The 12,283-nt window shown below is 45.9% G+C and carries 14 protein-coding genes; 12 read left to right on the top strand and 2 right to left on the bottom strand.

Features of this window, described 5'->3' with window-relative positions; genetic code table 11:
• Positions 1 to 56: 56 nt before the first annotated feature.
• The 5 genes from A3Q3_RS13900 (at position 57) to A3Q3_RS0110485 (ending at position 3,284) form a co-directional block, all read left to right on the top strand.
• The gene (locus A3Q3_RS13900) at positions 57 to 557 is read left to right on the top strand and encodes a hypothetical protein (RefSeq protein ID WP_020183550.1); all 501 of its coding nucleotides are present in this window, start codon (positions 57 to 59) and stop codon (positions 555 to 557) included.
• 75 nt (positions 558 to 632) lie between these two features.
• Positions 633 to 1,442: a GIY-YIG nuclease family protein gene (locus A3Q3_RS0110500; protein ID WP_020183549.1), complete on the top strand. Its 810-nt coding sequence runs from the start codon at positions 633 to 635 to the stop codon at positions 1,440 to 1,442.
• 149 nt (positions 1,443 to 1,591) lie between these two features.
• Entirely contained in the window at positions 1,592 to 1,846 is a 255-nt protein-coding gene (locus A3Q3_RS14425) for a hypothetical protein (protein WP_157355107.1), read from the top strand.
• 68 nt (positions 1,847 to 1,914) lie between these two features.
• Complete coding sequence (locus A3Q3_RS14185) at positions 1,915 to 2,280, top strand: hypothetical protein (protein ID WP_020183548.1); 366 nt, start codon at positions 1,915 to 1,917, stop codon at positions 2,278 to 2,280.
• Positions 2,281 to 2,603: 323 nt separating this feature from the next.
• The gene (locus A3Q3_RS0110485; protein WP_020183546.1) at positions 2,604 to 3,284 is read left to right on the top strand and encodes a tetratricopeptide repeat protein; all 681 of its coding nucleotides are present in this window, start codon (positions 2,604 to 2,606) and stop codon (positions 3,282 to 3,284) included.
• Between the two features lie 76 nt (positions 3,285 to 3,360).
• Here A3Q3_RS0110485 and A3Q3_RS0110480 read toward each other — a convergent pair whose 3' ends face one another.
• Positions 3,361 to 4,383, bottom strand: coding sequence for an FAD-binding oxidoreductase (locus A3Q3_RS0110480; protein WP_020183545.1), 1,023 nt, complete (start codon positions 4,381 to 4,383; stop codon positions 3,361 to 3,363).
• A gap of 12 nt (positions 4,384 to 4,395) precedes the next feature.
• A complete protein-coding gene (locus A3Q3_RS0110475) occupies positions 4,396 to 6,372 on the bottom strand; it encodes a monovalent cation:proton antiporter family protein (protein ID WP_020183544.1) in 1,977 nt (658 codons plus the stop codon).
• 185 nt (positions 6,373 to 6,557) lie between these two features.
• Here A3Q3_RS0110475 and A3Q3_RS0110470 point away from each other — a divergent pair, with 185 nt between their 5' ends.
• From A3Q3_RS0110470 to hpf, 7 genes are all read left to right on the top strand, one after another.
• A complete protein-coding gene (locus A3Q3_RS0110470) occupies positions 6,558 to 7,565 on the top strand; it encodes an SIS domain-containing protein (protein ID WP_020183543.1) in 1,008 nt (335 codons plus the stop codon).
• Positions 7,565 to 8,095: a 3-deoxy-manno-octulosonate-8-phosphatase KdsC gene (gene kdsC, locus A3Q3_RS0110465; RefSeq protein ID WP_020183542.1), complete on the top strand. Its 531-nt coding sequence runs from the start codon at positions 7,565 to 7,567 to the stop codon at positions 8,093 to 8,095. Before A3Q3_RS0110470 ends, kdsC begins: the two co-directional genes overlap by 1 nt.
• A gap of 12 nt (positions 8,096 to 8,107) precedes the next feature.
• The gene (lptC, locus tag A3Q3_RS0110460; RefSeq protein WP_020183541.1) at positions 8,108 to 8,830 is read left to right on the top strand and encodes an LPS export ABC transporter periplasmic protein LptC; all 723 of its coding nucleotides are present in this window, start codon (positions 8,108 to 8,110) and stop codon (positions 8,828 to 8,830) included.
• 9 nt (positions 8,831 to 8,839) lie between these two features.
• Positions 8,840 to 9,469, top strand: coding sequence for a lipopolysaccharide transport periplasmic protein LptA (gene lptA, locus A3Q3_RS0110455; protein WP_020183540.1), 630 nt, complete (start codon positions 8,840 to 8,842; stop codon positions 9,467 to 9,469).
• Positions 9,470 to 9,481: 12 nt separating this feature from the next.
• On the top strand, positions 9,482 to 10,204 hold the full coding sequence (lptB, locus tag A3Q3_RS0110450) for an LPS export ABC transporter ATP-binding protein (RefSeq protein ID WP_020183539.1): 723 nt from the start codon (positions 9,482 to 9,484) through the stop codon (positions 10,202 to 10,204).
• Positions 10,205 to 10,218: 14 nt separating this feature from the next.
• Positions 10,219 to 11,763, top strand: a complete 1,545-nt coding sequence (locus A3Q3_RS0110445; protein ID WP_020183538.1) for an RNA polymerase factor sigma-54 — start codon at positions 10,219 to 10,221, stop codon at positions 11,761 to 11,763.
• A gap of 172 nt (positions 11,764 to 11,935) precedes the next feature.
• Complete coding sequence (hpf, locus tag A3Q3_RS0110440) at positions 11,936 to 12,280, top strand: ribosome hibernation-promoting factor, HPF/YfiA family (RefSeq protein WP_020183537.1); 345 nt, start codon at positions 11,936 to 11,938, stop codon at positions 12,278 to 12,280.
• Positions 12,281 to 12,283: the final 3 nt, after the last annotated feature.

Below are 12,283 nucleotides of genomic sequence, written 5' to 3'. Positions count from 1 at the left end.
GGACTGCGCTTACAGCGCCGCCCCTTATGTCAAACGTTAGCCCTATAAAACCAACGATGCCATTTACCCCTTTTCATTTTGGTCCTGGTGCTGCACTTCATACTGTTGCACCTAAGCATGTCAGTTTTCTTGCTTTTTGCTCAGCCAATATACTCATTGATATTGAGCCGCTCTATTACATGCTTACTCATCAATATCCGCTGCATCGGTTCTTTCATACCTATGTTGGCGCTACCATCATCATGGTGCTTACAGCCCTTATTTTCATGCTCTCCCTAAAACTGGCCTCCCGTTTAAAGCTACCTAATTTATTTCATTGGCAAAGCTTAAAGCCAATACCCATTTGGCTAGGTGCAGCAGCAGGTAGCTACTCTCATATCGTGCTAGATAGTGTCATGCACTCTGATATCGCCCCACTTTCACCGTTCAGTGAAACCAACGCCCTTTATCAGCTTGTCCCACTCAGAGAGTTACATCTGTTTTGTGTATTCTCTGCTTTAGCAGCTTTGGCTATACTGGGTGTGCGTGGCTTGCTTAAGGCTAGGCATGCGGGCTAACCCATCATTCAAGCGGGACGCGCTAAAGCCAGCCCCTTAATTCAAACGTTAGGCTTTTAATACTAGGGGGCAAAGGTGGAAGAATCGAATAATTACTATGTTTATGTATACATAGACCCAAGAGATTTCACAGAGTTTTACTATGGCAAAGGCCAAGGAAACAGAAGGTATGCTCACCTCAAGGATAATGGCAGCACGGAAAAATCAAAAATCATTGCCGACATAAACAAAGCCAATCTTGAGCCCATTATTCGCGTAGTTGCAAAAGATCTAACAGAAGATCAGGCATTGTTGGTGGAAAAAACGCTCATATGGAAGATTGGCAAGAACCTATCGAATATTGCAACAGGAGCATTTTCAAATAATTTCAGACCAAACAAAACCCTCTACAAAGAGCTGCACGACTTCGACTTCAAAAATGGCATCTACTTTTTCAATTGCGGAGACAAAGGAAAGAATGAACGGCACCTAGAGGATTTCTTTAACTTCAACTTCCTTACGGCAGGTGGCGGCAAAAAGTACTCAGATGCAATAATATCTTTCACCCCTGGCGATATTGCGTGCGTTTATTTGTCACGCAAAGGCTACGTCGGTGTTTGCAAAATAATTTCTGCAGCCGTTCCTGTAGATGCATTCAAAATAAATGGAGTGGTGCTATCAGAAACCAATACAAGAGGCGTGTACACGAGGGATGATGGTGTTCCTGAAAATAGCGAATACATGTGTCATGTCGAATGGCTGAGCAAGAAAAATCCCGATTCAGCACTCTGGAGAGCCGGGCTGTATGCAAAGCAGCAGGTAAAAGCGTCTCTACAGAACCAAGAGGCAACCCTGCTTGCGATCAAAGAATACTTTGATATAAATCTTGATGAATTAATTAAATGAGGGGCTTAATTGTGAAGTGCAATACCCTGCCTACGCGCACCAGCCTAACATTTTGGTCAAGCCGACACCAACAAGCTGCGCTTGTTGGTGCCCTCCGTGCTTTGCACTCCGGTGCGGCTTACCGCGGGCGTTAGGTATCGAGTTAGCTTATGAAAAAATACCGCCTTTTTCATGCGGCATGTATTGTGTTGGCAAGTGCACTTCTTGGTGGGGTTATTTTTTTATCATTAAGCATAGGTTTAATCTATATTTTTGGTGCTCTTTCCCCCAGTAGCGGAACTGAAGCTGCACCAAGCATGGGAGCAATGTTATATTTACTTTTTGTTTTACTGGGTACAGCAGGTACAACAGTATTTTCAGGCTTCTATGGTTATCGGTATTATCGCAAGGCATGTGGTGTTTAAAACACCTAACCCATCATTCAAGCGGGACGCCTAACGGCGCCCCTTAATTCAAACGTTATGTGTAAAAGATGAAAGAACATCACTGCGTAAATCAGCTAGGCGAACATTTTATCATCTTACAAAATAATGATGGCGCGTATCTTTGCCCTGTATGCGGTAGTGCAGAATTCAATGAACCACCATATTATGAAAATGGCTCTGCTTCTATTCAGTTGTGTTCTTGTGGCTTTGAATTTGGTTTTGATGACTCAAGCCTTGCATCAAAAGAAGCATCTGATGGCATTGTTTCAAATTGGGATAGGTGGCGCCTAAAGGTTATCGATGCAAATAAGCACTCAAGATCTAGCCTTCAAGAACTCGAACAAAACCTTAATAATATTGGCTATAAACTAGCATTTGACCTGATTCCGGTAAAAATCAATGGCCACACATAACAAAGCGTTCAAAACCGCTCCACTTCGTTCCGCTGGGACACGCTTACGCTTCCCTTTAACTTATCGTTAGGACTTATGAAAATTCGTGACAAAATTCAGAAAAAAATAATCGCCACATTTCTAGGTTTTGGCCTAGGTGTATTGTTTGCTTTTATCTATAGCTCAATTGAATCATCGAGCATAAAAGTATTGTTTAAAGCAATTGCTGGGGTATTTTTTGCCTATGCTTTCATTCTTTCCAATTTCTTTATTAAATGCCCTCGCTGTAGTGGCAGCCTTTCATATAGCCATATGAAAGGCCAATCAAAAACAAGGATAACTTAATGTTGAACAAAAAATTTACGCTCTTTTTATTAAGTACGTTGCTTTTCACTTACTCAAGCTTTTCCGTAGCTGACTGGTTCACTTCTTCTGAAACAAAAGAACTAATTACTAAAGCAGATGCAGGGGATAAAGATGCTCAGTTTAAAGTTGGATACGCCTATGATTCAGGCAATGGCGCCCCAAGTAGCAGCGATAATGCAAAAAAATACTATCGTATGGCAGCACAGCAAGGTCACGCGGAAGCTCAAAACAGCTTAGGAAGCATACATCAAGCCGAGAAAAACTATTTAGAAGCTAAATCATGGTATGAACTTGCCTTTGCACAAAACCACCCAATGGCAACAAATAGCTTAGGACAACTTTATGACCTCGGTCTTGGTATTCCACAAGACCGTAACAAAGGCTTTGAGTTATATTCACGTTCTGCAGACCTTGGTCACGCAAGAGCAATGTGGAACCTTGCAATTATGTATGGTGGCGGACAAATTGGAAAACCCGATATGCTTATGGCATGTTTTTGGACAGTGCGCGCGCAAAAATACGTAGGAAATACAGACCCACAACTAGTGTCCTATTTAGACAGAGCCTACTCACAAATTAAAAATAATCTTTCTGGTAAAGATTTAACCACTTGCCAGCAAGAGGCTAATACGTGGTCACCTAAACTGGTCAAGCAATAATGCCCAACCCATCATTCAAGCGGGGCGCCTAACGGCGCCCCTTATGTCAAACGTTGGAAGAACTATTTACAGCCATCTAAGAAACTAACGCTACCAGCCTTTTCGCACTTGCCGGTGCCATGGTGACGCCATAACGAAAATGGCCAGTATTCAGATATAAATTACTGATATGCGGGTGTTGCCCAATGGTGGGGATATTGTGCGGTGTACCCGGCCGCAAGCCGCTCCAGTGTTTAACCACTGGCGCATTTTTGAGTTGCGGCAATATCGCTTCTGCTTTGGCCTGCATTTCTACACGCATGGCTTCGGTCACGCCTGTATCAAAGCCTACATCTTCCAGCGTACTGCCCGCCAGCAGGTAGCCATCTTTGCGTGGCACCATATAAAAACCATCCCGGTAAATAATATGATCTAAAACAGGCTGGCTAAGTTGGTAGAGCAGCATTTGTCCGCGCATGGGTTTGATTTCTAGGCTCAGCGCAGTCTGTTTGAGTAAATCGAAACTCCACGCGCCAGAGGTGACAATAAAAATATCGGCTTCTAGCGTTTCCCCGCTTGTGGTTTGCCAACGTTTAAGCACGCCCTGCTCGCCAAATTCTGGCTCTGGCAACGGCATTAATTGCGTTTGTTCTTTAAGGCTAACTTGATGCTGTATTAGCCATGCTTTGAGTGCTTGCAGCAATCTAGGGTTGCGCACTTGCAGCACCTCTGGCAACCATAGATCTTCGCCATTGAGATCAGCTTGCACGCGATTGGCGCTACACCATGCCAGTGCGGCCTCTAAATCAAACGGCGGTTGAATCATCATGCCACTACGTATACATTCTGGGTCTATACCAGTTTCGCGGTGTAACTGATCGGCCAATGCTGGGTACAGGCCAGCGCCTTCCATAGCAAGTGCGTTAACAGCATCTTGATAAAACCAAGGCAATAACGGAAAGATAATACCGGCGCCCGCCCAAGAAGCCTCACCAGAGGTTTGGGCGGCAATGACGTTACGCTCCACCACTGTGACTTGCCACCCCTGTTGCCTAAGCAGCATGGCAGTGGTGCAGCCCACAATGCCACCGCCAACAACAACGACATGATTGCCAGACAAATGCGCGCCCTTCTACTTGCCAGAAACCAAAAATACTTCGGTTGCTACTAGGCTCTCGTTATTGCCTAACAACACCAGTACATCCCCTTCGCCAATCACAATATCCGGCCTTGGTGTAATGGCTTCCAACATATTCGGGCGACGTATTTTTTTCAGCTCGACTTTGAGTTTTTCAAATGGAATCGTATCCAAGCGCATGCCATGCGCAAACGAATTGGAGCTGATTTCAATGGAATGCAGGCGTTGCTGACGAGATACGGTGGTTTCAGCATCCGAGTCGGAAATACCGCGGAAAAAGCCTTTAAACATTTTATAGCGCTCTTCGCGGAACAAACGAATCCGTTTAACTACCCGATTCAACGGCACGCCCAACAACACCAACGCATGTGAGGCCAGCATTAAACTGCCTTCCAGCACTTCCGGCACCACTTCGGTCGCGCCGGCTTCTCTAAACGCATCCATATCGATATCGTCATAGGTGCGCACAATCACCGGCAAATTAGGGTAGCGCTCGTGCACAATATGTAGCACTTTCATTGATGCTCGCGTATCGGAATAACTGACGATCAGCGCTTTTGCGCGCGCTGCGCCAGCGGCTTCCAGCACCACGCTACGACCAGCATCGCCATACATCACATGCTCACCCGCCACTGCGGCCTCATTGACACGGGCGGAGTCATTATCCAGTGCAATGAACGGGATACTTTCTTCTTTTAAAAAGCGGCCTAAATATTGGCCACTACGCCCGTAACCACAAATGATCACATGCTCTGAAAGCTCTTTACCTACATTGCCAATAGATTCCACCACTTGGCTACTGTTACGGGTATAACTTTTGACCAAGCCACGTGCAATTTTGCCGTTATATTGAATGATGAACGGTGCCACAATCATGGAGAGCAATGATACCCCCAGCACCAACTGCAAGTCGGCATCGTTAATCAGGCCGTTTTGTAAGCCCAAAGCCAGAATCACAAAGCTGAACTCGCCCGCTTGCGCCAGAATCACACCGGTACGAATGCCCACGCCGGTCTCAAAGCCAAAATAACGGGTTAGCACTGCAATCACCAGCGCTTTAAATAAAACAAAGCCTGTCAGCAACACCAGCACTAGCCCAATATGATCGAACAGTTGTGCGATATTGAGCAACATGCCCACACTAATAAAGAACAAGCCCAACAAAATGTCACGGAAAGGGGCAATGTCTGATTCCACCTGATAACGGTAGCGTGTTTCAGAAATCAGCATGCCTGCAATAAACGCGCCCAATGCGTAAGATAACCCAGCAGTGTTGGTGGCATAAGCCAACAACAATGTCACCATCAATACGTTCATCACAAACAGCTCGCGTGAGCGTTGTTTGGCGACTAAATCAAACCAATGGTTAAGCAAATTTTTGCCAAACTTAAATAGTATAAACAGCAGCACTGCCGACTTGATTAACGACAAGCCAAGTACGGTTTGCCAGTTTTCGGTATGTGAGCCCAACGTAGGAATCAACACCAAAATAGGGATGACCGCCAAATCTTGGAATAGCAAAATCCCGATACTCAACCGACCATGTCTGGAATTTAAATCCACCCGCTCCATCAGTATTTTGGACACAATCGCTGTAGAAGACATGGTCAGTGCGCCACCAATCACAAATGCGCTGGCGGGCGATAGACCAAATAGCCACCCAATCAACATTGCAGCGGCCATGCTAATGGCTACTTGTGAACCGCCCAAGCCAAACAAGGTTTTACGCATGCCGTATAACTTAGGCAAGCTAAATTCCAAGCCGATACTAAACATTAAAAACACAATACCAAACTCGGCAAAGTGACGGCTAGACTCCGTATTCTGAATCAAACCAAAGGCAGATGGCCCCAGCAAGACGCCTACCAAAAAATAGGCCAGCATCGCAGGCAATCGCAACGCACGAAAGATACCAACGGCAAACACAGAGCCGATGAGTAATAGCAAGACGGTGGTAAGTGAGTTAAACATTGGCCTCTCTACATTCAATATGGTGTACTAGCAAATTTTGCTGGTACAACGCTTTCTTTTTATTTTTAGAAATTGCCTTGATTAAAACGCAAGCAAGGCAAAAAATGTGCCTACTTTTAAAATTTTACCCTGAATCTACGTTTTTTACTTTATTCAGAGCAGACTACCTTGTTATACTAACTTCTATGTCAACACCCAACCTACACATTCAGCCAGCCATCAGCGAGAAGTTACCTTCTTTAGCCTTGGCTAAAAAAGTGCTGCTGCTCGAGGCGAATGAAATTGAAATGCTTGCAGGGCGCCTAGATGCAGAGTTTGAGCGCGCTGTTAGCCTCATTCTACAATGCCATGGTCGTGTTGTGGTGAGCGGCATGGGAAAATCCGGGCACATCGGCCGAAAAATTGCGGCAACACTTGCCAGCACCGGCACACCCGCTTTTTTTATGCATCCGGCCGAGGCTAGCCATGGCGATTTAGGCATGATTACCGGTGAAGATGTGGTGATTACGCTCTCCAACTCTGGCGAAAGTGAAGAAATCCTCACCATTTTGCCCACCATCAAACGCTTAGGTGCCAAAATCATCAGCATTACCGGCACCGATACGTCTACGCTAGCCAAAGAATCTCATGTGCATTTAAGCGCAAAAGTATCTCAAGAGGCTTGCCCATTGGGCTTATCGCCTACGGCCAGCACCACAGCGGCATTGGCTTTGGGTGACGCCCTTGCGCTATGCGTATTAGATTTGCGTGAATTTACCGCAGAAGATTTTGCCCGCTCCCACCCTGGCGGTAATTTGGGTAGAAAACTACTCACCCGTGTAAAAGACGTGATGCGTACGGGCGATGCTATCCCCAGTGTAAAAGACAACGCCATGTTGACCGATGCGCTATTGGAAATCACCAAAAAAGGCCTAGGGTTTACTGCAATTACCAATGCGCAGCAACACCCTGTTGGCATATTTACCGATGGGGATTTGCGCCGTGCCTTCTGCAATAACGTGTCACCTAGCGATACCACCATCGCACAAGTCATGCACACGGCACCCAAAACCATCTACTTGGATCAGATGGCGGTTGAAGCAGTCGAGCTGATGGAAAATTTTAAAATCAATGCACTGATGGTCATAAATCGTCAGGGCGAACTAGTCGGCGCATTTAATATGCACGATTTACTCAAAGCGAAAGTTGTTTAATGAATCAAGACGTACTCCAACGTGCCAAGCAAATTAAATTGGTGATTTTTGATGTAGATGGCGTCATGACGGATGGCGGCCTGACCATTGGTGACGATGGCCTAGAATACAAAACATTCAACTCCCAAGATGGCTTGGGCATGAAACTGCTCAAAAACAGCGGCGTGCAAATGGCCATCATTACCGGGCGCACTTCTAAAGTGGTGACACAGCGCGCAGAAAGCACGGGCGTTGCACATTTCTACCAAGGGGTAGAAGACAAATTAGTGGCATTTAACGAGCTGATTGCCAAACTTAACTTACGCCCAGAGGAAACTGCTTTTATGGGCGATGACGTTGTAGACATGCCGCCTATGTTGCGTTGTGGCCTCAGCATTACCGTCCCCGCCGCACCAAAATCAGTACAGGAACGCGCGCACTATGTCACCACAAAAGAAGGTGGTCGCGGCGCAGTGCGCGAAGTGTGTGAGTTGATTATGCAGGCCCAAAATACATTAGAGGCACAAATGGCGCCTTTTTTTCAATGCTAAAGCCACGGATTCATGTACAACCGCCATGCTATTTTGTTCCCTCTCACGCTTGCATTCATGCTAGCGGTGATTACGTTTTGGATTAACCAGACCGTGCAAGAACAAGGCCCGAGCATTGATGGCAGCAATCGACATGATCCTGACTATAAACTACATAACTTTGTTACAACGCAAACCGACGTTGGCGGTAAATTACGCTATGTATTGGCGGCGGCAGAGATGTCCCACTTTCCGGATGACGACACCACCGTGTTACAGCGCCCGCGTTTTACACAATTTGCCGTGAATAAGCCTTACACGCAAATTCAGGGCTTGCGCGGGTATGTCTCCAGTAACGGTGAAACTGTAGAGTTTGTAGACAATGTAAAAGTAGTGCGCCAAGCCACAGCAGACAAAGGCGAAATGCAACTCACTACAGAAAAATTAACCATAGAACCGGACAAGGATTTAGCCACCACGCAAAGTCCGGTCGTGATTACGCAGGCGCCTAAAACCAAAGTCACTGCAGTAGGCATGGTGTTTGATAAAAAAAACCAAACCATGACTTTACTGAATAAAGTACGCGTGCACTATGAACGGCCTGTGCCAAAAAACAACCCCTTGGCAAAGCCAAACCAAGCAGTTAAGCCAAACCAAGCAGTTAAGCCGAATATCGACAAACGTATTAACAGCAAAACGAATAGTAAAACCAGCACCGCACGTACCAAACCAGCGGGTGTGAATAAGAAACCGTAGGGAGATTCAATGTTGAAACGTATTTACACCAGCGCATATTTACTTGGCTTACTGTGCCTGCCTTTACAGGCTTGGTCAGAGGCGGCAGACCGCGATAAGCCCATTGAGTTGGAAGCGGATACAGTCACTGTGAATGATGCAAAAAAAACCAGCACCTATACCGGCAACGTGATTTTGACCCAAGGCACATTGATCATCCATGCCGATAAACTAGTGGTACGCGAAGACAAAGAGGGCTTTCAGCACAGCACATCCACCGGTAACCCCACCACGTTTAAACAAAAACGTGAGGGCAAAGATGAATACATGGAAGGCAGTGCGCAACGTATTGAGTACGATGGCCGTATGGACAAAGTACAGCTTTATACCAAAGCCTGGGTCAAGCGTGGCGAAGACATTGTGCATGGTGATTTTATTAGTTACGACGCCAATGCCGAATATGCAGAAGTGATTGGCGGGGTAAAATCCAACACCGAAGGCGGCAATACTGGGCGTGTTAAAGCCATTATTCAACCCAAAAACAAACAACCTGCGGCCACGGCCCCTGCAAAAAATAGCACGAACACAGTACCAGTGAATAACTTAAGACTCAACAAGACACTTCAGCTTGGGTTGCAACCTAAAGAAGAGAATCAATAGTATTGAGTATTTATGAGTGAATTAATCGTCGAAAATTTAAGAAAATCGTATAGCACGCGTACCGTAGTGCAAGATATTTCGTTAAACATCCAAAGCGGTGAAATCATCGGCTTACTTGGCCCCAATGGCGCCGGCAAAACCACCAGCTTTTATATGATGGTAGGATTAGTGCCGTTAGATGCTGGCCGGATTTTGCTGAACAACAAAGATTTAAGCCGCCTGCCTATCCATAGCCGTGCGCGCATGGGGCTGTCTTATTTGCCGCAAGAACCTTCTATTTTCAGAAAAATGACCGTCACTGAGAACATCATGGCGGTGCTAGAGCTGCAAGACCTAACCGAAGAAGAGCGCGAGGCACAATTAGAATCTCTATTGCAAGAACTGCACATTGTGCATATTCGCAACAGCATGGCCGTCAGCTTGTCTGGCGGTGAACGCAGACGTGTAGAAATTGCACGTTGCCTAGCCACCAACCCAAGCTTTATTTTGTTAGATGAACCATTTGCCGGGATTGACCCGATTGCGGTACTGGATATTCAGAAAATTATCCGCTTTTTAAGCAGTAAAAATATTGGCATTCTCATTACAGACCACAATGTGCGTGAGACTTTAGGCATTTGTGATCGTGCCTATATTGTGAACGATGGGACTGTATTTGCCTCAGGTAGCCCAGATGAAATTGTAAAAGATGAAGCCGTACGCGAAGTGTATTTAGGCCGGGACTTTAGACTTTAACCACTTTGAATGCTATGAAACAAAACTTACAACTCCGCATCTCTCAAAACTTAGCGCTCACCCCGCAGCTGCAACAATCCATCCGGTTATTGCAGCTGTCTACACTGGAGCTCAACCAAGAGCTAGAAACCATCTTACAAGACAACCCATTGTTGGAGTTAGTCGATGGTGATGACGATGGTGGCGGCAGTGCAGAAGCCCCCAGCGCTGATAACAGCCAGGCCTCTAGCGAAGCTTCTGAGCAAGAGCAAGATGCCAATGTATTTGATAACGCCACCACCTCTGAAATTAGCGCGCCTGCTGAGAGCACGGCTGAACGTGACGATGAGTTAGCGCCCACTTCAGAAGAGTTCTCAGCACCTGAGTTTGAAGATGAATTTGATGAGTACGGCAGCACCAGCAACTGGGATGAAGGTGGACGCCAAAACAATTCGGACGATGATGACGGCGACTTTACCAGACAAGACACCGTTAGCATCAGCCTGCGCGATCACCTTGTGGGTCAACTGAAATTAGTGCCGCTGTCTGAACGTGACCAAACGCTGGTCTCTATTATGATTGATTGTATCAATGATGATGGTTACTTTGAGCAGTCGCTAGATGAGCTGGCAGATAGCCTGCCGCTCGAGCTTGAAATTGATATGCTTGAGCTTGAAACGGTGCTCAAGCTGATTCAAAACTTGGATCCTATTGGCGTAGGTGCACGTAACTTGCAAGAGTGCCTGTATTTGCAACTCAATGCACTAGATGCAGACACGCCCTACCTGAAACAAGCCATCGCCATTATTCAAGACCATTTACCGGTATTGGCTAACAAAGATTTTGGCAAGCTGCGCAAACTACTGAGTTGCGATGAAGCTACCTTAAAAGGCGCGCAGACGCTTATCAAACAACAAAACCCAAAACCGGGTAGCCAATTTGTGACTTTGTCGCACGATCATTACATTCAACATGATGTGATTGTGAAGAAGATCAAAGGCATTTGGGTCGCCACACTGAATGATGGCGTTATTCCAAAATTACGTATTAACCAACTATATGCGGATATTTTAAAACGCAACCGCGAAAATTCCGGGCAATATTTACAGAGCCAAATGCAAGAAGCCAAATGGATGATTAAAAACATTCAGCAGCGCTTCTCTACTATTTTGCGCGTTTCGCAAGCTATTGTAGATAGACAACGCAACTTTTTTGAGCATGGTGATATTGCCATGCGCCCATTGGTGCTGCGCGAGATTGCTGAAGAGTTAGAATTGCATGAATCCACCATTTCACGCGTGACTACGCATAAGTATATGCTCACTCCACGTGGTGTATATGAGCTTAAATATTTCTTTGGTAGCTCGGTAGCGACTGATGTGGGCGGCACGTGTTCTGCCACTGCGATTCGTGCGTTGATTAAACAGATGGTGGCCGAAGAAAACCCCAGAAAACCGCTTTCCGACAATCAAATTACGGATACGCTGGCCAACCAAGGCATTGTGGTGGCACGCCGTACCATTGCCAAATATCGTGAATCGCTCAATATCCCGCCTGCAAATTTGAGGAAATCACTGTAGGGTCACGCTAACGATTTGATTTAGCGCAAGTTTCCCTCAACTAAATTCCCATACAGGAAATTTTCTTACCGAATAGTGCAATTGGATAGTTGCAAGCCAACGCCAAAGTAGTAAACTGAAATTGTTCCGAGATGCTTTTTCTTCTTGGAGCAATTTCAAAAAGGAGCAAGTCATGAATTTACAATTAACTGGGCATCACTTAGAAATTACACCTGCGTTACGTGAGTACGTGCAAAGTAAACTCACGCGAATCAGCAATCACTTCGATCATGTGATTGATGTAAAGGTTACGATGTCTGTAGAAAAGCTCGCCCAAAAGGTTGAGGCTACACTGCATGTACCAGGCAACGATCTACACGCTGCTTGTGCCGATGAGAATATGTATAGCGCCATTGATATGCTGACGGACAAACTGGACCGTCAAGTGGTAAAACACAAAGAGAAACATGGCGATCATCACAAAACCAATGGTGCTGTGAAACATCAGAATGTTGACCAACACCAGCTTCCTAATTAATCT

The organism is Methylotenera sp. 1P/1, from assembly GCF_000384355.1.
In the GTDB taxonomy this organism is placed as follows: domain Bacteria; phylum Pseudomonadota; class Gammaproteobacteria; order Burkholderiales; family Methylophilaceae; genus Methylophilus.
The sequence above is the reverse complement of the archived record's forward strand: the minus strand, read 5'-3'. Positions and strand labels throughout refer to the sequence as shown.